Consider the following 22,591-nt stretch of genomic DNA (forward strand, 5'->3'; position numbering starts at 1 on the left):
CGACGGGACGGAACCGTATCGTCGCAACGCGAGCGTAGGGCGTGGGGGCGTCGGAACGCAACCGTATCGTCGTGGCGTTGGGGGTGGGGTGGGGCGGTATGGTCGCGGGGAGTTGGCGGGGGTCGGCGGGGTTTGGCCGGGTGTTTACGGGGTGTTCGCGGGGTGTTGGGTGGGCGTTGGTGGGGAGGGGGCGGGCGGGCGTCGGACAGGGGCGTTTCGTCGTGACGGGTACGTCGATGGGGCGACGGGGTGGTGCGGGGCGGTGTTGGTGGGGTGGCGGTGTCGATGTGGGCGGCGTCGATGTGCCGGTGGCGTTGCGACGGTACGGTTTCGTCGTGACGATCAGCGTGGGGACGGGACCGTATCGTCGTGACGCTCTATGCTGGGGCGCATGACGACGAACGCCGAGGGTGCCGGAGCACGTACGCGCCGTAGGGCACCGGCAGGGGCCGCGGTGCTCCGTGAGGACGTGACGGAGGCCATCAGAGCGGCCGTCTTCGAGGAGCTGGCGTCCGTCGGCTACGCGCGCATGTCGATCGAGGGCATCGCGCGGCGTGCCGGGGTCGGCAAGACGGCGGTGTACCGGCGCTGGAAGTCCAAGCTGCACCTGGTCCTGGAGATCGTCTCGGCCGTCGCGGTGCAGGGGCTGCCGGTGCCGGACACGGGGAGTCTGGAGGGCGACCTGCGGATCCTGTACGAGTTCATGTCCCGGGCGCTGCGCCACCCCGTCGTCTCGCAGATCGTCCCTGACCTCCAGGCCGAGTCGGCACGGAACGCGGAGATCGCGGCGGCCGTGCAGAAGGCTCTGCGGGACGGGCAGCAGGGGGTGGCGAACAAGATTCTGTCGGCGGCGGTGGAGCGGGGGGAGATCGGCCGGGGCTTCGATGACGAGCTGGCGCTCGACCTGGTCTCCGGGCCGATGTACTGGCGGGCGCTGGTTGTTCGGCAGGGCGTGGACAAGAGGTATCCGGCGGAGTTGGCGCGGGCTACGGCGGCGGGGTTGAGGGCGCTGTGAGGGGGGTGGGGGCGGGGAGTGGTGTGTGGGGTGCGGGCGTGGAGAGGGCGGTGGCCGGTGTGAGGGGTGCTGTGGGGTTCGTGTCTGGTGTGAGGGGCGGGCATGTCGGGGGAGGCGTGGCCGGGGAGAGGGCTGTGTCCGGCGTGAGGGTGGTGGGTGCTGTGGGGTTCGCGGCCGGTGTGGGGGGTGGGTCCGTCGAGGGGGGCGTGGCTGGGGAGCGGGGGGTGGCTGTTGTGAGGGGCGGGGTCGCCATACGGGGCGCGGGTGCTGTGAGAGGTGTGGTCGCCATGCAGGGCGTGGGTGCTGTGGGGCTCGGGTCCGGTGTGAGGGGCGGGTCCGCAGAGAGGGTCGTGGCCGGGGAGCAAGCGGTGCCTGGCGTTAGGGGGGTGAGCGCCGGGAGGGCTGTGGTCGCGATGCGGGGCGTGGGTGCTGTGAGAGGCGTGATCGTCATGCGGGGCCTGTGTGTCGGGCGGGGCGTGTCCGCTGTGAGGTGTGTGGCCGCGTGAGAGTCGTGATCGCCGAGGACAACGCTCTGCTCCGGGAGGGCATGGTCCTGTTGCTGGCGTCCGCCGGGCACGAGGTCGTCGCGGTCGCCGGGAGCGGGCCCGAGATTCTGCCCGCGCTGCTGGAGCACCGGCCGGACGTCGCCGTGCTCGACGTCCGGATGCCGCCGAACTTCCGTGACGAGGGGCTCGTGGCCGCGCTCCAGGCCCGCGAGAAGATCCCGGCGCTGCCGGTCCTGGTGCTCTCGCAGTACGTCGAGGAGTCGTACGCCGCCGAACTCCTCGGCGGGGGCGCGAGCGGCGTCGGCTACCTCCTCAAGGACCGGGTGGGCCGAGTCGACGAGTTCCTCGACGCGCTGGACCGGGTCGCGTCCGGCGGCACCGCGCTGGACCCCGAGGTCATCACCGAGCTGATGACCCGACGCCGTGACTCGCCCCTGGACCAGCTGACCCCGCGCGAGCGCGAGGTGCTCAAACTGATGGCGGAGGGCCGCGACAACACGACCATCGCACGCACGCTGGTCGTCACCGAGCGCGCGGTGAGCAAACACATCGGGAACGTGTTCCTGAAACTGGGCTTGCCGCAGAGCGACAGCGGGCATCGCCGGGTGCTGGCGGTATTGGCGTACTTGAACAACACGTAGGGGTACGACACGCGGCAGTCGGGGTACGGCCGGGCGTGCCGGGCGTGCCGGGCGTGCCGGGCGTGCCGGGCCTCCCGGGCCTCCCGGGCCTCCCGGGCCTCCCGGGCCTCCCGGGCCTCCCGGGCCTCCCGGGCCTCCCGGGCCTCCCGGGCCTCCCGCGCCTCCCGGGCCTCCCGGGCCTCCCGGGCCTCCCGCGCCTCCCGGGCCTCCCGCGCCTCCCGCGCCTCCCGCGCCTCCCGCGCCTCCCGCGCCTCCCGCGCCTCCCGCGCCTCCCGCGCCTCCCGCGCGAGCTTTGCGTGACCGTCCGTCCGAGGGCGAGCGGTCGGCCGTCCTGAGCTGTGAAGTCCTCGAACTCCCCGACGGCGCCCGGCAGTCGGTCGCCCTTCTTCTCGGCAGGCGGGCCGAGAGGCCAGGCTCTGATGGACCTTCTCCGGCAGTCCCCGAGGTGCCTGCGCGCTGCTGCACCTCAAGCCCCGCGCCGGCCTTGCGCCGACCTGTGTGCTGCCCCTCAAGCCCCGCCCCAGCCGTGTGCCGACCCGCGTGTGCTTGTCCCCTTAGACCTCGCCCGGACCGCGTGCCGACCCGCGTGTGCTGCCCCTCAGAACCCTGCCCCAGCAGTGTGCCGCCCCGCTGCTGCTGCCCCCTCAGCCCCCGCCCTCACCATGCGCCGACGACCCGCCCGCCGAGGACGGCACCACCCCCTCCCGACGCCCCCGACCCTCCAACCGCCGCGCCAACTCGACCAGTTCCCCCGCCCCCAGCACCCGCCCCCCGAACCCCGGCAACGGCACCCGCACCGCCCGCACCCACCGATCCGGCACCGCCTCCACCCCGTACACGGCCCCCGCCAGCGCCCCCGTGACGGCAGCCACCGTGTCCGTGTCACCCCCGAGGTCGACGGCCGCCCGCAGCGCGCCCGCGAACGTGTCGGTCGTCCGCAGCGCCCACACGGCGGAACCGAGACAGGGCCAGACGGCGCCGTTGAACTCGGTCGCCAGGTCGGGGTGCCAGCCGGGGTCGAGGACGGTGGCGTACCGCGCGCGGTGGCCGGCGTCCAACAGGCCGAGCGTGCGCGGTACGGCGCTCAGGGGATCGTCCCCGGCGAGGGCGGCCCGGATCAGCTCGTGCAGGGCGGCGGTGCCCTCCCAGGCGGCGGCGTCGCCGTGGGTGAGCGCGGAGAGCCGCCGGGCGGCGTCGAGGGTGACCTCCTGACCTTGGTCCGCGAAGTACACCGCCGAGGTCGCCGCCCGCATCAACGCCCCGTTCCCGGCGGCCCGCTGGCTCACCTGGAAGTGGATCGCGGCGGCACTGTCCCAGGGGTCACCGCTCGTGAGCACCGCCTCGGTCTGGAGCCCGATGTCCTTGGGGTCGGCCCCCGCCCAGCGCCGGAAGCGGCCGAACACGTCCGCCAGGTCGAGGCCGCCGCGCTCCAGGAGGGACTCCCCGACCAGGACGGCCATCTGCGTGTCGTCCGTGGCCTCGCCGGGGTCCCAGCCTCCGCCGCCGCACATCTCCTCGGCCGGGGCGCCCGCAGGGAACCGCGCGGAGAACGCTCCCTCCGGGCCGAACTCGAAGGGTGCGCCCAGGGCGTCACCGACGGCCGAACCGAGGACGGCGCCGACGGCGCGGGACAGGCGCGAGGGCGTCTGCTGAACCGGCATCACATCTCCCCCCGTTCTTCCTACCGTTCTCCTACGGTCCCGTCCGCCGCCCGCCCCCGGAAGACGAGGTCTTACCTTCGCCCCGCCTCGGGATGCAGCCTCAGCCACCCCTCCCACGCGGACGCGATCATGTCCTGCACGTCGTGCTTCGCCTTCCAGCCCAGCTCCGCCGCGATCCGCTCGGCGGAGGCGACCACGTTCGGGGGGTCGCCGGCGCGGCGGGGTTCGACGGTCGGTGGGAGGTCGTAGCCGGTGACGGCGGCGATGCGGTCGATCATCTCGCGCACGGACACCCCCTCGCCCCGCCCGATGTTGAGGGTCAGGGTGCGCCCGGGGGACGCTCGCAGCGCGCGGGCCGTCGCGACATGGGCGTCGGCGAGGTCGACGACGTGGATGTAGTCCCGCACGCATGTGCCGTCCGGCGTCGGGTAGTCGGCGCCGAAGACGCGCGGTGCCTCACCGGCCGTGAGGCGCTCGAACACCATGGGGACCAGGTTGGACACGCCCACGTCGGCGAGGGCGGGAGCAGCCGCGCCCGCGACGTTGAAGTAGCGCAGGGACGCCGCCGACAGCCCCGTGGCCCGCGCGGTCGCGCTGACCAGCCACTCGCCCGCCAGCTTCGTCTCCCCGTAGGGCGACATCGGCAGGCACGGCGTCTCCTCCGTGACCAGGTCCACGTCCGGCATCCCGTACACGGCGGCCGACGAGGAGAACACGAACGACCCCACACCAGCCTTCGTCACCTCCTCCAGCAGGACGCGCAGCCCCTCCACGTTCTCCCGGTAGTAGTGCAGCGGGCGCTCCACCGACTCGCCGACCTGCTTCTTCGCCGCCAGATGCACCACGCCCGTCACCCCGTGCCCGGCGATCGTCCCCGCGAGCCGCTCCGCGTCCAGCGTCGAGCCCTCCACCAGCGGCACCTCCGCCGGGATCCGCCCGGCGATGCCCGACGACAGGTCGTCGTACACCACCACCCGCTCGCCCGCCCCGGTCATCGCCCGCACGACATGCGCCCCGATGTACCCGGCGCCCCCCGTGATCAGCCACGTCATGTACGGCCTTCCCCTCCACGTCCCGTCCTCGCTGCACCCCCAGTCAAGCAGGTGCCGGCTCCCGCCGCCGAGCCTGTGGATAACTCCGCGTATCACCACCAGCACGGCCCGTGGTCGTGCGCCACAGCCGGACGAAGGACAGCACCGCGGCCGTCAGCAGCAGGCCGTTGCGCAGCAGCATCAGGGCGCAGCCGAGCCAGGTGCAGGCGGTGACCTGGCCGTACAGACCGGGGTACACGACCGCGCTGACCGCCGTCGCCGCCAGGACCAGCGCGGTGACCGGCCGCTGGACGGTGTGCCGGGAGGTCAGGCACACCGCGGACAGGCCAACCAGCCAGATCATGTACTGCGGGCTGATGACCCTGCTGGTGACGGTGAACAGCAGGACCGCGCACAGGGCCGCGTCGAACGGCGTCGCGGGCGTGTGCCGGCGCGAGCGCAGCCGCCACAGCAGGAGCAGCGCGAACGCGACGGCCGTCAGCGCCAGAGAGGCGTCGGCGACATCGGCGACGTACGGGCCGACGAACTCTATGGCGCCGTACTGGTAGCGGACCGCTCCCGGCCAGCCCGCGTGCGTGGCGAACAGCAGGACCGTGCCGCCCAGGGACTCGATCTGCACGCCCCGCCCGCCCTGTTCGTGCAGGAACGAGAACGGGTGGTCGAAGGCCGCCGCCAGGACGGCGAGGACGGTGACCGCCGTGACGGTCGCCCCCGCCCACGCCGCGCGCGTGGCACGGCCCTTCGGCGCGCCCAGGAGCAGCAGCGCCGGCCACACCTTCACCAGCGCCCCCAACGCCGCGAAGACGCCCGCCACGCGCGGGCGCCGGGCCATGGTCACCAGACAGAGCACGCCGAGCATGGTGACCTGGACGTCGTAGCGGGCCAGCGGGGTGTGCAGCAGCAGCGGCAGACCGCACACCCACAGGGCCGCGCCGGCCAGCGAACGGCCCGGCGCCGCCCCTGCGCGCGCGAGGGCGGCCGTCGTCACCGCGTCGCAGACCAGGGTGAGGACGACGAACGCCTGGAAGTACGACAGGAACGGCAGCAGCGCGGGGGAGAGCATCACCGCGCCCGCGCCCGGCGGGTACTGCCAGAGCGCGTCGTGGGTGGGGAACGTGCCGTGCGCGAGGACCAGGTACCAGTCGTGGTAGAGCCGCCACACCTCGCGCGTGACGTCGCCCTCGCCGAGCCAGCGCGAGTCCGCGTGCGTGAGCAGCCAGAGCATCAGCGCGCGCGTACAGAGCCAGCCGGCGGCGAGAAGGAGGAGGCGGTGGAGGCGGTGACGTTTCTTCACACCACCCGGAGGGCGGGAGGAAGGAAGGGTCATTTGCCGGATCGTAAGCGGCTTGTTTCCTGTTCCTGCACTAATGGACATCTAAAACACAGTGAGTCCCAGGTAAGACCGCCCCTATGGCTCAGATGCCGCAGAATCGGCCCGTGACGACCACTCGCTTCGCGCGCGCACGCGTTCCCGCCACCCTCGCCGTGGCTGTCCCTGTCGTGGTCATGCTCGCTCTCGGGCTGTGGCACATCGACCGCGGCGGCATGTGGCGCGACGAGGCGGTGACCTACGAGGTGGGGCAGCGATCACTGCCGCAGATCTGGAAGCTGCTGCACGAGGTCGACGCCGTGCACGGCCTGTACTACCTGTTCATGCACGTCGTGCTGTCCGTGCACGCGAGCGAGGTCACCCTGCGGCTGCCGTCCGTCGTCGGCGCCGCGGTCGCGGCCGGAGCGGTCGCCGCGATAGGCACCAGGCTCGCCCGGCCGCGCGTCGGCCTCTGGGCGGGCCTGCTGTTCGCCTGCACACCGATGGTCTCCCACTACGCCCAGGAAGGCCGCTCGTACGCCCTCGTGACGGCCGGCGCGCTCGTGGCGACCCTCCTGCTGCTGCGGGCCCTGGACGGCCGCCCCTGGTGGCACTACGGCCTCGCCGTCGCCGTCACCTGCCTGCTGCACGAGTTCGCCGTCCTGGTCCTGCTCGCCCACGGCGTCACCCTGGTCCTGTGCGGCGCCTCCAGACGGGCCTGGACGCGCTGGATCGCGTCGTCCGGCGCCGCGGTCCTGGTCCTGCTGCCGCTCGTCTACGTCTCCAACGGCCAGTCCAAGCAGGTGTCCTGGCTGACCCGGCCCGACATGAAGCGCGTCGAGAACCTGGCGCACCTGTTCATGGGCGAGTACGGCGCCGTCTTCTGGACCTGCGTCCTGCTCGCCGTGATCGCCCTCCCGAGCCGGCGCCGGCTGTCCGTCGCGACGCTCGCGGCCCCCCTGCTGATCGTCCCGCCCGCCGTGCTGCTGCTCGCGTCGCAGGAGCGGCCCATGTACGACGACCGGTACGTGCTGTACGCGCTCGCGGGCGCGCCGCTGCTCGCCGCCGCGGGCGGTGACCGAATACTGCGGGGCCTGTCCCTCGCCGCCCGGAAGATCTCCCCGCGCGCGCAGAGCGACGCCGTCGAGACCCCGCCCGCGCGCGTGGACGCGCAGACCCTGGCCCTGCGGCTCGACGCCGTCCACGCGGGCGGGCGCGGCGAATCCGACGGGGGCGGCCTGGCCTTCGTACCGGAGACACCCTCGGAGACGCCCACCGGCGTGCCCACGGCGGGGAGTTCGCCGGAGCGCGGGCGCGTGGCCCTGCGGGGGGCCGTCGCCCTCGCGGGCGCGCTGGCGGTCGCCGGGGCCTTCGCTTTCCAACTGCCGGTCCAGCGCTTCGAGCGGACGACCGCCTCGCGCGGGGACAACCTCGCCGAGACCGCCTCCGCCGCCGCGCGGATGATGCGGCCCGGGGACGCCGTGATGTACCTGCCGGCGATCGCCCGGCGCCCCGCGGTCACCTACCCGGCCGACTTCCGGGGCACCCGCGACATGACGCTGGATGTCCCCGGACCCGAGTCCGGGACCCTCTACGGGACGGAGCTGTCGCCCGCGCGGGTGCGCCGCAACCTCCAGGACGTCGACCGCCTCTGGGTCGTCTCCCAGTCGTACGTCCTGTGGAAGGGCAGCACGTGGTCGCCCTCCGACCCGGTCGAGAAGGCCAAGCTGGAGATCGTCAAGGACGACTTCGTCGCGGCGCAGCCCCGCCAGGTCGCCGTCCTGCGCGGGACGGTGGTCCGGCTGTACGTGCGCAAGGACCGACCCTAGGGGCGCTGCTCCTCCAGCGCCGCCTCGTCCAGGGCTGCGGTGAGCGTGTCCAACTGGCCCTTCAGGGCGCGGATCCCTTCCAGGTCGAAGCTGGTCGCGGAGACGATCCGGCGGGGGACCTGGAGCGCCTGCGCGCGCAGGGCGGTGCCCTCGTCGGTGAGGCGGATCTCGACCGAGCGCTCGTCGCGCGCGCTGCGCTCGCGGCGGACCAGGCCGGCCGCCTCCAGGCGCTTGAGGAGGGGGGAGAGGGTGCCGGAGTCCAGGCGCAGGTGCTCGCCCAGCTTCTTGACCGGGAGGGTGCCCTCCTCCCACAGCACCAGCATCACCAGGTACTGGGGGTAGGTCAGGCCGAGGTCCTTGAGGATCGCTCGGTAGACGCCGTTGAAGGCGCGCGAGGCGGCGTGCAGGGAGAAGCAGATCTGGTGGTCCAGGCGCAGCCAGTTCTCCTCGGCTGCGGCGGGCGTCGGCGTCGTCGGGGTCATGGCACCAGGGTAGCTCTTGCGGGCCATCTAGTTGTGCACAATTTAATTGTGTGCTCTAATCATCTCCGTGAGGCGGTCCCGGAGCGCAGGCGCGAAAGGACCGGCCACCCCCCGTCACGACTCTCCAAGAGGGATGGTTCGAACCATGGACGCGATCTACACCGCAGTCGCCACCGCCACGCACGGCCGCGACGGCCGGGCCTACACGAACGACGGCAAGATCGACGTCGCGCTGGCCCTGCCGACCGAGCTCGGCGGCAACGGCGAGGGCACCAACCCGGAGCAGCTCTTCGCCGCCGGTTACGCCGCCTGCTTCGGCAGCGCGCTCGGCCTCGTCGGCCGCAACGCCAAGGTCGACGTCAGCGACGCCGCCGTCACCGCCGAGGTCGGCATAGGCAAGCAGGGCGAGGGCTTCGGCCTCAAGGTCACCCTCCGCGTCGAGCTCCCCGACACGGTCGACGAGGCCACGGGCCGCAAGCTCGTCGAGACGGCCCACCAGGTCTGCCCCTACTCCAACGCGACCCGCGGCAACATCGAGGTCGACCTCATCGTCGAGTAACCATTTCACCCAGGGGCGGCCCACCGGCCTCACCCCACCTGGGACCCCCGAAGGCCCCGTAAACACCCCCAGCGGCCCCTCAGGCCGTCCGGTGGGTTCGTTCCGCCCACTGCCCCCGGCTGGGCGGAACGACCCTCCAGGCGGCCTGAGGGGCCGTCGGCGTGTCGCCACCCGGCCCGCCTAGTACCGCACCCGAGCCAGCACCTCCCCCGTCCGCCGGCTCCACGCCACCACCACCGCCTCCTCCGGCACCCGATGCCACCGGGTCAGCAACAGCCACCGCACCCGGTACCGGCGTCCCAGCAGGGCCCGTTCGGCGGGACCCGCCGCAGGCGACAGGTACGCGCGCACATCCGCGAGCCGCGCGTCACGCACCCCCTCCGCCACCGACGCGTCCGGCCACGCGGGCGCGGCGAGGTTCGCCCCGTACCCGGCGATCGCATGGACCGCGTGGTACCCGTCGGTGATGACGACCTCGCCGGGACGGATGTGACGGGCGGCCCAGTCGTACGAGGGCCAGTCGGGCGGCTGGTCGAAGCCGACGGGATCCAGTGCGCGCGGGACGACGGCACCGGCCTGGACGGTCCAGAACCCCAGGCACGCGGCGACAGCGGCACACCCCGCGAGGACCCGGCGACCGGACGCCCAGGGCCGGGGAGCCGACAGTTCCACGGCGAGCGCGAACTGGAGGGGAACCAGGGTGAGCCCGAGCACGCGCCCGTACGTGTAGTGCCCGCTCACCCACCCGTACGCCACCACCCCGCACTCCAGGACGAACAGCAGCACCAGCGGATCCCGGGCGGAGCGCCGCGCACGCGCGTAGAGGGCCGGCACGCCGAGGAGGGCGAGCCAGAAGTGCCCCCACAGATCGAGGTACAGGCGTCGATGCATGCCGTCGACCCCGGTGTCCACGGCGAGCGCGAACACGTCGAAGTACGGCCAGCTCCCCGCGACGGCGACCGCGACGACCCCGGCCGTCACCCACCGCACGAGCGCCCCGTCACGCCACCCCCGCTCCCACCCCAGGACGAAAGCGGCACCCCCGAGGAACGCGGCCACAGAGGTGATCGGGTGCACCAGAAGGATCACCCCGTAGAGGGCGCCCAGCACGGCGTACCCGGCGAAACCGCGCATCCCGCGCGGGCCGACGAACCGCACCCGGCGGGCGTCCCGCGCGCGTGCGCCGGTCAGGGCCCACGCCCAGAATGTCAGCCCGACGGCGAACGCGGACGGATAGGGCAGGGTCCCGGTCATCGACATCAGCCCGAGGTAGCCGCTCCACCAGGCGCGGTCCGTCCCCCACAGGAGCGTCATCGCGGCCAGCGCGAGAACCGGGGCCCAGGGGCGCGGCGTCAGCACCCGTACGAACCGCCCCACCCCGGTGAGCAGCACCAGCAGGTTCACCGGGGCGGCGAGCCGCAGCACCTCCCACCCCGTCAGCCCGGTCACCCGCGCGAACACGGCCTGCGCGAGCGCGTACGGCGAGTAGTACGGGCTCCCCGCACCCGGCAGATCGGCGGTGGGGTGCCGGGGCTCCAGCAGGTTCGCCTTCAGCCGCTCGATCACCGCCGCGTGCTGCCCGGCGTCGCAGCACAGGGGCACCCGCCAGGACGCCAGCGTCATCACCAGGAAGAACCCGAACCCGACCACCTGATAGGGGCTCGGCCGCCACACCCGGCCACCACGCAACGCCGTCACCCCGCGCGCGGGACGACGGGTCAGGGCGCCGGCGCTCACCGGGCGGGGGACAAGAGGGGGATCAGCGGCATTCCGGGTATCTTCCCGGCGGAACGGGCGGCTTTACTGCTGATCACCCGGTCGGGTGATCACACGAACGGCCTCGGGGGGCGCGGCGCGGTCGGCTTCGGCGGCGAACGGCTGCGCGGCACCGAGAGGCTGCGCGGCACCGAGCGGAACCCCGGCACCGAACCGGCCCCCACCACAAGCAGCCCTCCCGCGCGCCCGCCCCTCCACCGAAGTCACCTCGCCCGAAGGACCCGGCACCCACCCGGCCCGCTCCAGCAGCAACGGCACCCCCACCACCGGCAGCACCCACACCAGCACCACCAGCCGCCCACCCCAGATCCCGATGTCCGGATGCCCCGCCTGCGTCAGCACCCCCGTGCACGCGACGGCCACCGCGAACACCCCGAACCCCCGCCGCCGCCCCACCCCCCACACCCCGGCGGCGACAGAAACGAGCAGCAACGGCTCCCACAACTGCCGCCGCAGCCACTCCACCCAGAACCGCCCCTCCAGCCGCAGCAGCTCGCCCCACGGCCGCGCCCGGTCGGGATACGCGAAATGCCCGGTCAGCAGATCCTGAACGCTTTCCGAGGCTGACGGAAAGTGCAGCACCCGGGCCAGCAGCACCACCCCCAGCACCCCACCGAAACTCACGCCCGCGATCGCGCCCACCCCGCGCCGGGGCCGCAAAAAACAGCAACCGGTTGCAGCAACAGCGAGGCACACCGCCAGGAACAGCGCCTGCGAGTGCTTGACGGCGAACAACGCCGCCAGCGCACAGCCGATCAGACCGACACCGGCGCCGACCCGGCCACGCTCCACGACCAGCGCGCACCCCCACAACGCCGCCAGCGTGAGCGCCAGCATCAACCCCTCGGCCATCGGCCGCATCGCGGTCGTCCCGACCGGCAGGACGTAGTACAGGCCCTGCCCCGTCAGACACGCGACGGACGGCGCACGCAACGTCCGCAGGATCAGAAAGACCAGCACCCCACCGAGCACGGCGACGCACACGCTCGCCGCCCACACCCCCCACGTCACCCCGAACACCGCGAGGAACGGCACGAGATACGCCGGATATCCGGGCCGAGCCTCGAAGATCCGCATGAACCGAGCGGACGCGAACGGCACGGTACGGCCCCCTACTTGACCGCCCCGGAGCCGCGCCTCGACACCCCGCCACTCCTTCGCCCGACACGCGGCGACAACACGCGCACGAGGACTGGGCTCACGGAACCGCGTGACATCAACACCCTGCTGCCGAGCGGCAATTGACCCCCGTCCGGCGCACACGTAGTCGATCGTCACCGAGGCCGCGGCCCGCTTCCCGTCGCCGCGCAACGACAGCGCGTACGACAGGTAGTTCTTGGAGTCGGGCGTGTCCCGCCCGGTCACGCCCGCGAGTTGGCACACGGCGAACAGCGCTGCCAGCACCAGCACCCACGCCCGAGTCCTCACCCGCCCGCCGCCGGCTCGCCGAGCAGCAGGGTCCGTACGACGCGCTCGGCGGCATGTCCGTCGTCGAACGCGCAGAACCGTTCCCTGAACTCCTTGCGCAGCAGGGCGGATTCCTCGTCCCGCCAGCGACCCGAGGCGAACAGCTCCGCCAACTCCCCCTGGCTGCGCGTGACATGACCGGGCGGCTCGGCGGTGACGTCGAAATACAGCCCCCGCGCGGCGGTGTACGTGGCGAGGTCGTCGGCGTGGACGACGATCGGCCGGTCCAGGTTGGCGTAGTCGAACATCAGGGCCGAGTAGTCGGTGACGAGGACATCGGACGCCAACATGACGTCCTCCACGCGGAGTTCGTCCGTCGCGTCGACCAGCACCCCGCGCCGGTGCAACTCGGTGAGCCCCATCCCGCGCACGGGCCCCGCCGCGAGCGAGGGGTGCAGCCGTACGACGAGGGTGTGACCCTTGCCGAGGCCGGCGGCGAACCGGGCGAGGTCGATCCGGTCGGCGTGTCCGCCCCGGACGTGGTCGCGGCGGGTCGGCGCGTACAGGACGACGGTGTCCCCGGCGGGGATGCCGAGCCGCTCGCGCACCTCAACTCCCCTGTCGGGAGAGGCGGTTACCAGGACGTCGTTGCGGGGACTGCCGGTGCGCGCCGAGGCGAAGTGGCACGGGTACGCCCGCTCCCACACCAGCTCCGAGTGCAGGTTGGCGACCAGGCTGTGGTCCCAGCGGTCGGCCTGGCGCAGCATGCGCGGTACGTCGAGTCCGTAGCGGGCGCCGGGTTTGGTGAGGAGGTCGGCGGCCATGTACTTGAGCGGGGTGCCCTGGTGGGTGTGGATGTGCGTGCTCCCGGGACGTTTCACGAGAGCACCGGGCCAGGTGACGTTGTTGACGAAGTACGAGGCCCTGGCCGCGAGTTGGCGGTAGGCGCGGGAGTCGGGCAGAACGCGTTCCACGTCGTCGGGGACGCCCGTCGCCTCGTCCCGCACGACCCACACACCGCGCAGGTGCGGGGCGATCTCACGCGCCGCGTAGTAGATCGCGGCGGGGTCGCCGAGGACACCCCGATGCGAAAACGCCGAGTACAGCACCAGGTTGGGATCCAGCGGCCGGTTCGAGCGCGCCTTGGCGGCGGTCCGGCGGGCGCGGGGCACGGCCGCCCCGCGCAGCCGCTTCCGGACGGCCTCCACGCGCTGCCGGGCCAGATAGGCCGCCCAACTCCCGTACAGCACCCGCAGGTTCGGCGGAATCGATTCCTCGTCCGGCCGGTGCGCGCGGAACAGTTCGGCCGTACGGCGGAAGAACTCGGCCTTGTCGGCGGACGGGAGCCGGTTCGGCTTGCCGAGGACGTCGAGGCAGTGCTCGCCCAGCTTGCGGTGCAGGAAGGGGCGCCAACTGGCAAGCTCCGGGCGGGAGTCGAGGAACGCGAAGACCCGGCCGTACTGCTCGTGGATCTCGAAGTGGCGGCGGCTCGTGGTGGACAGGATGCTGCCCTGGCGGCGCTGGCGGTAGAACACGCAGACGCGGTCGAGCAGCGCGATCCGCTCGGCGCTGAACATCACCGGGAACGTCCACGGCGTGTCCTCGTAGTAGCCCGGCGGGAACGCGAAGCCGTGCCGCTCGACGAAGTCGCGGCGCTGCACCTTGTTCCACGCGACCATCATCAGGTCGAGGACTTCGGGGAGTTGGGACGCCGAGAACACCTCGTCCGTCCTCGCCAGCACGTGCGCGAGAACGTTCCGGCGGACCCCGCCCCACCAGTAGGAGCGCGCGTAGTCGAAGACCAGGACGTCCGGATCGCCGCTCTCCGCGAGCCGGTCCGCGATCGCCGCGAGCGCCCCCGGCGTGAGCGTGTCGTCGCTGTCGAGGAAGAACAGGTAGTCGCCGCGCGCCTGCGCCATACCGGCGTTGCGCGCGGGGCCGAGGCCGACGTTCTCCGGCAGGTGCAGCACCCGTACCCGCTCGTCGCGGGCCGCGTACTCGTCGAGGATCCGCCCGCTGTCGTCCGGCGAGCAGTCGTCGACGGCGATCACCTCGAAGTCCGGGAACGACTGCGTGAGCAGCGAGTCCAGACAGTCGCGCAGGAAACTCTGGACGTCGAAACAGGGCACGATGACGCTGAAACGAGGCACGTCAACTCCTCAGGGACGGGGCCGGGGTGCGTTCGGACAGCGGGATCACCGGCGGCAGCGACTCCGGCGGCTCCCCGAGCAACACCCGCCGTACCACCCGCTCAGCGGCCATTCCGTCGTCGAACTCGCAGAAACGGGACCGGAAATCGGCCCGCAGCACTGCCGACTCCCTTGACGCGTAAGCCTTTTCGGCGAAGATCCGCCCCAGTTCCTCCGGCGTCCGCGCCACCGGCCCCGGCGGCGTCCCCGGCAGGTCGAGGTACACGCCCCTGGTCTCGGCGTACACCTCCCAGTCGGGCACGTACACCACGATCGGCCGGTCCAGGTTGGCGTAGTCGAACATGACCGACGAGTAGTCCGTCACCAACACGTCGGCGGCCAGGCAGACTTCCTCGGCCGACGGGTGTCCGGTCACGTCGATGACCCGCCCGGCTTCCAGCCGTGGACCCTGGTCGTAGTAGTAATGCGCGCGCAGCAGGACGACGACGTCGTCACCGGCCGCCGCACAGAACTGGGCGAGATCCAGGCCGGGTTCGAACCCGGAGCGGTAGTCGCGATACGTCGGGGCGTACAGGACAGCTGTCTTGTCGTCCGGGACGCCCAACTTGCGCCGGATCGCGGCGACTTCGTCGGCGGTCGCCGTGTAGAAGACGTCGTTGCGCGGATAGCCGTACTCCAACTGCTCGTACGTGCCGGGGAAGGCGCGCTCCCAGACCTGGGTGGAGTGGCTGTTGGAGGAGAGGTTGAAGTCCCAGCGGTCCACCTTGCGCATCAGGGTGGTGTAGCTGCCGGTGACCGAGGCGACCACCGGGTACCTCGCCTGGTCGACACCCATCGTCTTCAGGGGAGTGCCGTGCTGGGTCTGGAGGTGGACGCTGCCCTCGCGTTTCACCACGGCCGCCGGGAAGTTGGCGTTGTTGACCAGGTAGGTGGCGGTGGCCAGCAGCTCCGTGGCGCGCCGGCCGCCGAGCGTCGCATGCTCGACGCCCTCGGGGACGGTGCGCTCCCGGCCGGGCTCGACGAGGAACACCGACCTGATGTGCGGGGCGAGTTGGCGGGCCTTGGCGTGGATCGCCGCCGGGTTGCAGGTGTAGCCGCGTCCCCAATAGGCGCAGTACACCGCCAGGTTGGGGTCCAGCGGGAGTTTGAGAGGCGACGGGGAACGACGGGGGAGGGTGAACGCCCCCGCCTTGCGGTACCCCCGCCGCAACGCCCGGAACAGCGTGAACGCGCCCGCCGCCAGCAGCAGATGCTGCACCCCGAGACTCCCGCCCGGCCTGCGGAACCCGGCGGGCCGGTAGCGCCGGTACATCCGCCCCGCCCGCCGGAAGAACGCCCGCCGCTGCCACCCCGCCAACCGGTCGGGATGCGCGGCGGTCTTGAGAACGGCGGCGAAGAGCTGGCCGAAGAGCGGCCTCAACCGCTCGGCGGGAAGCCTCAGTTGCACCGCCCGCCACAACACCAGCTCGGCTTGATCAAGGAGTTGGAGGTGATGCTCACCCGGCAGATTCAGCCGCCCGCCCTGCCGCCGCAGCAGATGCCGCACGACGACCTTCCGCAACACCGCGACCCGCTCGGCATGCAGAGCCACCAGCCCACCGAACCCGACATCAGTGAAGTGGCCGCCGGGGAACACGATCTGATGCTCACTCAGAAACCCGCGCCGGTACACCGCACTCCACGCCGGCATCTGTACGCCGGTGAGGTGCGGAGCCTGCGCCGGTGCGAACACCCCTTTCGGCGCCCGGAGCTTGGCGGCAGGGTTGGTCGGCTCGCCCTCCCACCAGGGCAGCCGTTCGTGCTCGACGTGCAGGACGTCCAGCTCGCCCGGCTCCTTCAGCCGCGCGGCCACGGCGCAGAGAGCGTCCGGCGCTAACTCGTCGTCCCCGTCGAGGAAAAGGACGTACGTGCCCCGCGCCCGCAGCAGACCGGCGTTGCGGGCCCCGGCCAGCCCGGCGGACGGCGGCGAGTGCACCGGGACGATCCTGGCGTCCCGCTCGGCGTATCCGGCGGCCACGAAAGCCGCCGGGCAGTCGGGGCCGTCGCAGACCGGGATCAGCTCGAAGTCCCGGAAGCGCTGGGCGAGTACGGAGTCCAGCGCGAGGGCGAGCCGGCCCGCGACGCCGTGGGACGGGACGATGACGCTGAAGCGGGGCATGCGGGTCCTTCTGTGCTGCGGTCGTGCCGCCCGGCCGACCGGCTGACGTCGTCTCAGATCAACGCTCTGGAGGTCAACGCCCCTGAGGAGAGAGGGAGTTGCTGCCCGCCGGCCGTGGGATACCCACCCGGGTCGAGGCCGCCGGTGCGCGCCGGTCCAGCGGGACGACCGGCGGCAGCGCGGCGGGCTCCTCGCCCAACACCACGCGCCGTACGACGCGTTCGGCGGCGTGGCCGTCGTCGTACGGGCAGAAGCGTTCCCGGAACGCGGCCCGCAGCTCGGCCGAGCGGGAGCCCCGCCAGTGGCCGGTCGCGAAGATGTCGATCAGCTCGTCCTCGCTGCGCGCGACCGCGCCGGGCGGGAAGGCGCGCAGGTCGAAGTAGGTTCCCCGGGCCGCCTCGTACGCCTCCCAGTCGTCCGCGTGGACGACGATCGGCCGGTCGAGGACCGCGTAGTCGAACATGATCGACGAGTAGTCCGTGACGAGCGCGTCCGCCGCGAGACACAGGGACTCGACGCTCGGATGGTCGGTCACGTCGATGACCCGGCCCCCGCGCGGCAGGACGTCCGGCTGCCAGTAGTGGGCGCGCGCGAGGACCGTGAACCCCTCGCCGAGCCGCGCGAGGACGCGCTCCAGATCGAGGGAGACGCGCTGCGAGCGCCGGTAGTCGCGGTGGGTGGGGGCGTAGAGGATCGCGACCGTGTCGTGCGGGATGCCGAGCGAGGCGCGGATACGTGAGACGTCGTCCGAAGTGGCTTGCAGCAGAAGGTCGTTGCGCGGGTAGCCGGTCTCCAGCGTCTCGTAGCCGCCCGGGTAGACCCGCTCCCACGTCAGCGTCGTGTGCCGGTTCGCGGAGACGACGTGGTCCCACTTGTCGACGCCCCGCAGCAGCTCCGCGAAGTCCACGTCGCGGCCGGCCGCCGGGTGGTCCTGGAGGTCGAGGCCCATGTGCTTGAGCGGGGTGCCGTGCTGGGTCTGCACGAAGACCTGGCCGGGCCGTTTGACGAGCCTGCGGTCGAAGTTGACGTTGTTCACAAGGTACTTGGAGCGCGCGAGCGCCGTCCAGTAGGCGGCCGTGCCGGGGGCGATCCGGCGCGGACCCGCCGGAATCGTGTGCTGGTACTCGGAGTCGGCGATCCACGCCGTACGGATGTGGGGCGCGAAGACCCGGAACGCGGACTCCAGCGCGCCCGGGTTGCAGCCGTATCCCCGTCCCCAATACGCCGAGAAAACCGCCGAGTTGGGCCGCAGAGGAAGCTTCAGCTGGACGCGGTAGTGGAGTTGGAGGAGGGCCGCCCGCAGCGCGTGTCGGGCCTTGGTGGAGAGGGTGCGGGTACGGCTGCGCAGGGCCATCGCCGACTGGACGGCGCGGTACGTGCGGTGCAGGCCGAAGTGGACCAGGGAGTGGCGCATCCGGGAGTGCAGCGGGATCTTGGCGCCGGGGGAGCGGTAACGGCGGTAGTACGTACGGGCGTTGCGCAGGAACTCGGCGCGGTCCTGCTCGGGGAGGCGGCCCGGCCGGGTGAACACCGTGGAGAGGTGGTCGACCATGCGGCGGAACAACACCGGCCGCCAGCGCGCGAGTTGAGGGCGCTGGTCGATGAACGCGAAGACACGGTCGTACTGGTCGAAGACGTCGAAGTGCCCCCGGCTCGTGGTGGAGAGGATGTTGCCCTGCCGGCGCTTTCGGTAGTGCACGCAGACCCGGTCCAGCGTCGCGATCGACTCGGCCGCCATCAGGGCCGGGTAGGTCCAGGGCGTGTCCTCGTAGTAGCCCGGCGGGAAGGCGAGGCTCTCGCGGGCGGCGAAGTCGCGGCGTACCGCCTTGTTCCAGGCGACCATCAGGACCCGCAGCAAGCCCGGCCGGTCCGCCAACCGGAAAGGCGCCGGGCCGAGTTCGGTGAGCTGACCGGCGAACTTGTCCCGCTCGCGCTCACCGCTCCAGTGGACGCTCGCGTAGTCGTAGACCAGGACCTCCGGCTCGCCCGTCTCCTTCAGCCGATCGGCGATCGCCCGCAGCGCGTCCGGGGTGAGGGTGTCGTCCCCGTCGAGGAAGACCAGGTAGTCGCCGGACGCCCGCGCGATCCCGGCGTTGCGGGCGGCGCCGAGACCGGTGTTCTCCGGCAGCCGCAGCGCGCTCACCCGGGCGTCGCGGGCCGCGAACTCCTCGATGATCTCGCCGCAGGCGTCCGGCGAACCGTCGTCCACGGCGATCAGCTCGAAGTCCCGGTACGACTGGGACAGTACGGATTCGAGGCACTCGTGGAGATACGCCTGGACCTTGTACGCGGGGACGATGACACTGAACCTGGGCAACGGAGACATCCATGGGTCGGCGCGGGCGTTCTGCCCGGCAACGCGGCCCGACGTGCGATGGTTACGCAGGGTTACGGCATCTGGGGGACGCGCCGCACCCGAACGGCCCGACGCGCCCCCCGACGTTGTGCAACCGCTTGCACCGTTTGTTGTGCAACCGCTTACACCGCTGTTTCCGGCACCGCCTACTTCACGGCCCCCGCCATCACCCCCGACACGAACTGCCGCTGGAACGCGAAGAACACGACGAGCGGGATCACCATCGAGATGAACGCGCCCGGCGCCAGCACATCGATGTTGTTGCCGAACTGCCTGACCTGCGTCTGGAGCGCGACCGTGATCGGCTGGCTGTCGGCATCCGTGAAGACCAGCGCGATCAGCATGTCGTTCCACACCCACAGGAACTGGAAGATGCCGAGACTCGCGATCGCCGGACCGCCGAGCGGCAGCACGACCCTTGCGAACAACCGGAGTTCACCCGCGCCGTCGAGCCGCGCGGCCTCCAGCAGTTCGCGCGGGATCTCCGCGAAGAAGTTGCGCAGCAGGAACACCGCGAACGGCAGCCCGTACCCCGTGTGGAACAGGATCACCCCGAACACCGACCCGAACAGCCCCAGTTTCCCGAAGAGTTCGGCGATCGGGATCAGCGCCACCTGCACGGGCACGACCAACAGGCCGACCACGCCCAGGAACCACCAGTCCCGCCCCGGGAACTCCATCCACGCGAACGCGTACCCGGCGAGCGCCCCGATGACGACGACCAGCGCGGTCGTCGGCACCGTGATCAGCACGGTGTTGAGGATCGAGTTCGTGATGTCGCTGTTCTCCAGCAGCTTCTTATAGCTGGAGAAGGTGAGTTGGGACGGCTCGGCGAACACCTTCCACCAGCCGCTCGCGCTCATTTCCTCCGGCGCCCGCAGCGACGACAGCAGCAGCCCGACCGTCGGCACGAGCCAGAACAGCCCGACGACGATCAGGAAGACGCGTACGGCACCGCTGTTGACCTTCTCGACCAGTTTCGCGATCACCGCCGCACCTCCCGCCGCAGCCGCCGTACGTTGAACCACATCACCGGGATGACGAGCAGCAGCAGGAACACCGCGATGGCGCTCGCGACACCCGGCTGGTCCTCGGAGAAGCCCTTGCGGTACAGCTCCAGCGCGAGGACGTTCGCGTCGTCCTGCGAGGAGCCCGGCGCGATGATGAACACCAGGTCGAACACCTTCAGCACGTTGATCATCAGCGTGACGGTGACGACCGCGAGCACCGGCGCGAGCATCGGTACGGTGATCCGCCGGAACACCTGCCACTCGTTGGCCCCGTCGACGCGCGCCGCCTCCAGCAACTCCCGTGGCATACCGGCGAGTCCGGCCGCGATCAGCACCATCGCGAACCCGGCCCACATCCAGATGTACGAGCCGATGATCGCGGGGGTCACCAACGACGGTCCCAGCCAGTCGAGTCCGTTGTACGCCTCCTTGAAGTTGCTTGCCGGGAGCCGGAGTTGAGCACCGTCGGCGGAGGCGGGCAGTGTGAACGAGCCGTCGTCCCCCGCCTTGGCCGAGGCGACGACCTTGCCGTCCTTCACCGCCTCGATCCTCATGCCCGCGTACCCCAACTCCGAGGCGTCCGGCTGCCCGAGGCGTCCGACGCCCTTGCCGCGGGTGAAGTCCTGCCAGGCGGTGCCGGTGATCTCACCCTGCGCCGACGGCTTGAGAACGGCCGCCTTCGCGTCGTCCGGCATCTGGTCGGGAGCCACGCCGACCAGCGGGAGAGCGACCGGAGTGCCCGCCTGTACAGGGGACTTGGTGATGAACCCGCCGCCGTCCGCGATCAGCGGCGAGTTCCGGCCCGGGTGCGCCTTCGGGAACGCGGAGGACTGCGCGAACGTGTCGTGCACCCCCACCCAGACCGCGTTCGCGAACCCCTTGTCCGGGTCCTGGTCGTACACCAGCCGGAAGATGATCCCGGCGGCCAGCATCGAGATCGCCATCGGCATGAAGACGACCAGCTTGAACGCCGTTCCCCAGCGCACCCGTTCGGTCAGCACCGCGAAGACCAGACCGAGCGCCGTGGTCAGGGTCGGCGCGAAGACCACCCAGATGACGTTGTTCTTCAGGGCGGTCCGGATGCCGTCGTCCGAGAACAGGGACTTGTAGTTGTCGAAGCCGGCGAAGGAATCGCCGGACTGGTCGTAGAAACTCCTGACGACCGAGTACCCGATCGGGTACACCACGAGCGCGCCGAGCAGCACCAGGGCGGGCAGCAGAAACAGTGCCGCAACCGTTTTCCTGGTGCCGGTCACGCTCTTTCCCGGCGACGGGGCGGGCTGCGCCGTCACCGCGTCAACTCCCGTAGGCCGCAGCGGCGTTCGCTTCGAGCTTCGCCTGCGCCCCGGCCACGTCGGACGGTTTCGTCAGGAAGTCCTGGAGCTCCTTCCACTCGCCCTTCCCCGGTGTCCCGCCGAACGCCTGCGGCGCCTGGTCGGACATGTCGAAGCGGAAGTCGTCGCCCGCCTTGATGAGCGACTCGGCGATGGTCCGCTGCACGTCGTTCGGGTACGCCGAGAACGGCACGCTCTTGTTCGGCGAGAGGTAACCCCCCAGCCGCGCATGGATGGTTGCCGCGTCCGGCGAGGCGAGGAACGCCGCGAGCGCCTGCGCGCCCGGCGAGTCCTTGAAGACCACCGCCGCGTCACCGCCCGAGACGACCGGCGCGGTGTCGCCGACCTTCGGGAACGGGAACACCTTCGCGTTCGTCCCGATCTTCGCCTCCGTCTGGCCGATGTTGACCTGCACGAAGTCGCCCTCGTAGACCATCGCCGACTTCGGCTGGTCGCCGCCGCTGAACGTCTGCGTCACCGAGTTGGGGAACTGGAGCTGGAGCGAGCCGCTCGCGCCGCCCGCCAGGTAGTCCTGCTTGCCCCAGATTTGCGCAAGCGTTTTCAGCGCGGTTGCCACGGACGGGTCCGTCCACTTGATCTCGTGCTTGGCGAGCTGGTCGTACTTCTCCGGGCCCGCCTGCGAGAGGTAGACGTTCTCGAACCAGTCGGTGAGCGTCCAGCCGTCCGCGCCGGCTACCGAGAACGGAGTGACTCCCGAGTCGTAGATGGTCTGCGCGGTGGCAAGGAGTTCGGTCCACGTCTTCGGCTCGGTCGCGCCCGCGTTCTCGAAGACCTTCGCGTTGTACCAGACCAGCGATTTGTTGGCGGCCTTGTAATAGACGCCGTACTGCTTGCCGTTGACCTTCCCGATGTCCTGCCAGCCCTGCGGGTAGTTCTTCTGGACCTCCTTGAGTGCCAGGCCCGTCACCGGCTTGGCCCAGCCCTTGTCGACCGCCTGTTTGATCGCGCCCGGCTGGGGAAGCAGCGCGATGTCCGGCGGCTTGCCGCCCGCGATCTTCGACCCCAGGAAGTTGATGATCGGGTCCTGCGCCGGGACGAACGTCACCTTCGCCCCGGTCCGCTTCTCGAACTCCGCCAGCACCTTCTTGAAGTTGGCCTGTTCGCCGCCCGACCAGACGGCGGCGACCTCCAGCGTGGTGCCGTCCAGCTTCGGCAGGGTGAGACCGCTGCCCGTCGTCTCCGTCCCGCTGCTGCCGCCGTCACCGGACGGCTTGTCGTCGCTGCCGCCGCAGGAGGTGAGCGAGAGCGTCAGGGCTCCCGCGAGAAAGGTCGTGGCGGCCGTCTTCACGGTTCTGCTGCGCATCACTGCCCCGTTCTTCGTTCGT

The 22,591-nt window shown here is 71.5% G+C and carries 16 protein-coding genes; 4 read left to right on the forward strand and 12 right to left on the reverse strand.

The annotated features are described in order from the left end of the window. Window positions 1–391: 391 nt before the first annotated feature. Both J8M50_RS08000 and J8M50_RS08005 read left to right on the forward strand, forming a co-directional pair. Complete coding sequence (locus J8M50_RS08000) at window positions 392–1,015, forward strand: TetR/AcrR family transcriptional regulator (RefSeq protein ID WP_029184271.1); 624 nt, start codon at window positions 392–394, stop codon at window positions 1,013–1,015. Between the two features lie 502 nt (window positions 1,016–1,517). Continuing rightward, complete coding sequence (locus tag J8M50_RS08005) at window positions 1,518–2,162, forward strand: response regulator transcription factor (RefSeq protein ID WP_010356936.1); 645 nt, start codon at window positions 1,518–1,520, stop codon at window positions 2,160–2,162. Between the two features lie 644 nt (window positions 2,163–2,806). Here the strand turns inward: J8M50_RS08005 and J8M50_RS08010 are convergent. From J8M50_RS08010 to J8M50_RS08020, 3 genes are all read right to left on the reverse strand, one after another. After that, window positions 2,807–3,823 carry an ADP-ribosylglycohydrolase family protein gene (locus tag J8M50_RS08010; protein ID WP_010360374.1) on the reverse strand — a complete coding sequence of 339 codons (1,017 nt, stop codon included), beginning with the start codon at window positions 3,821–3,823 and terminating at the stop codon, window positions 2,807–2,809. A gap of 71 nt (window positions 3,824–3,894) precedes the next feature. Continuing rightward, window positions 3,895–4,875, reverse strand: coding sequence for a UDP-glucose 4-epimerase GalE (gene galE, locus J8M50_RS08015; protein ID WP_010360375.1), 981 nt, complete (start codon window positions 4,873–4,875; stop codon window positions 3,895–3,897). 43 nt (window positions 4,876–4,918) lie between these two features. After that, the gene (locus J8M50_RS08020) at window positions 4,919–6,202 is read right to left on the reverse strand and encodes a glycosyltransferase 87 family protein (protein WP_078481499.1); all 1,284 of its coding nucleotides are present in this window, start codon (window positions 6,200–6,202) and stop codon (window positions 4,919–4,921) included. Window positions 6,203–6,312: 110 nt separating this feature from the next. Between J8M50_RS08020 and J8M50_RS08025 the strand changes: the two genes are divergently transcribed. Further along, entirely contained in the window at window positions 6,313–8,013 is a 1,701-nt protein-coding gene (locus tag J8M50_RS08025; protein WP_306080804.1) for a glycosyltransferase family 39 protein, read from the forward strand. Here the strand turns inward: J8M50_RS08025 and J8M50_RS08030 are convergent. Continuing rightward, on the reverse strand, window positions 8,010–8,495 hold the full coding sequence (locus J8M50_RS08030; protein ID WP_010360379.1) for a MarR family winged helix-turn-helix transcriptional regulator: 486 nt from the start codon (window positions 8,493–8,495) through the stop codon (window positions 8,010–8,012). The two genes, J8M50_RS08025 and J8M50_RS08030, sit on opposite strands and share 4 nt — an antisense overlap. 145 nt (window positions 8,496–8,640) lie before the next feature. On the opposite strand from J8M50_RS08030, the gene J8M50_RS08035 reads away from it, so the two are divergent. Continuing rightward, window positions 8,641–9,054: an organic hydroperoxide resistance protein gene (locus tag J8M50_RS08035; RefSeq protein ID WP_010360380.1), complete on the forward strand. Its 414-nt coding sequence runs from the start codon at window positions 8,641–8,643 to the stop codon at window positions 9,052–9,054. A gap of 180 nt (window positions 9,055–9,234) precedes the next feature. Here J8M50_RS08035 and J8M50_RS08040 read toward each other — a convergent pair whose 3' ends face one another. From J8M50_RS08040 to J8M50_RS08075, 8 genes are all read right to left on the reverse strand, one after another. After that, on the reverse strand, window positions 9,235–10,791 hold the full coding sequence (locus J8M50_RS08040; RefSeq protein ID WP_029184659.1) for a hypothetical protein: 1,557 nt from the start codon (window positions 10,789–10,791) through the stop codon (window positions 9,235–9,237). Window positions 10,792–10,854: 63 nt separating this feature from the next. Further along, on the reverse strand, window positions 10,855–12,240 hold the full coding sequence (locus J8M50_RS08045) for a hypothetical protein (protein ID WP_010360382.1): 1,386 nt from the start codon (window positions 12,238–12,240) through the stop codon (window positions 10,855–10,857). A gap of 14 nt (window positions 12,241–12,254) precedes the next feature. Then, window positions 12,255–14,387, reverse strand: a complete 2,133-nt coding sequence (locus J8M50_RS08050; RefSeq protein ID WP_010360383.1) for a bifunctional glycosyltransferase/CDP-glycerol:glycerophosphate glycerophosphotransferase — start codon at window positions 14,385–14,387, stop codon at window positions 12,255–12,257. Window position 14,388: 1 nt separating this feature from the next. After that, complete coding sequence (locus J8M50_RS08055) at window positions 14,389–16,545, reverse strand: bifunctional glycosyltransferase/CDP-glycerol:glycerophosphate glycerophosphotransferase (protein WP_010360384.1); 2,157 nt, start codon at window positions 16,543–16,545, stop codon at window positions 14,389–14,391. 73 nt (window positions 16,546–16,618) lie between these two features. Further along, a complete protein-coding gene (locus J8M50_RS08060; RefSeq protein ID WP_010360385.1) occupies window positions 16,619–18,862 on the reverse strand; it encodes a bifunctional glycosyltransferase/CDP-glycerol:glycerophosphate glycerophosphotransferase in 2,244 nt (747 codons plus the stop codon). Between the two features lie 185 nt (window positions 18,863–19,047). After that, window positions 19,048–19,890, reverse strand: coding sequence for a carbohydrate ABC transporter permease (locus J8M50_RS08065; RefSeq protein ID WP_010360387.1), 843 nt, complete (start codon window positions 19,888–19,890; stop codon window positions 19,048–19,050). After that, window positions 19,887–21,167, reverse strand: a complete 1,281-nt coding sequence (locus J8M50_RS08070; RefSeq protein WP_010360389.1) for a carbohydrate ABC transporter permease — start codon at window positions 21,165–21,167, stop codon at window positions 19,887–19,889. Before J8M50_RS08070 ends, J8M50_RS08065 begins: the two co-directional genes overlap by 4 nt. A 40-nt stretch (window positions 21,168–21,207) precedes the next feature. Further along, window positions 21,208–22,569, reverse strand: a complete 1,362-nt coding sequence (locus tag J8M50_RS08075) for an ABC transporter substrate-binding protein (protein ID WP_010360391.1) — start codon at window positions 22,567–22,569, stop codon at window positions 21,208–21,210. Window positions 22,570–22,591: the final 22 nt, after the last annotated feature.

Source organism: Streptomyces acidiscabies, assembly GCF_020010905.1.
Taxonomy (GTDB): domain Bacteria; phylum Actinomycetota; class Actinomycetes; order Streptomycetales; family Streptomycetaceae; genus Streptomyces; species Streptomyces acidiscabies.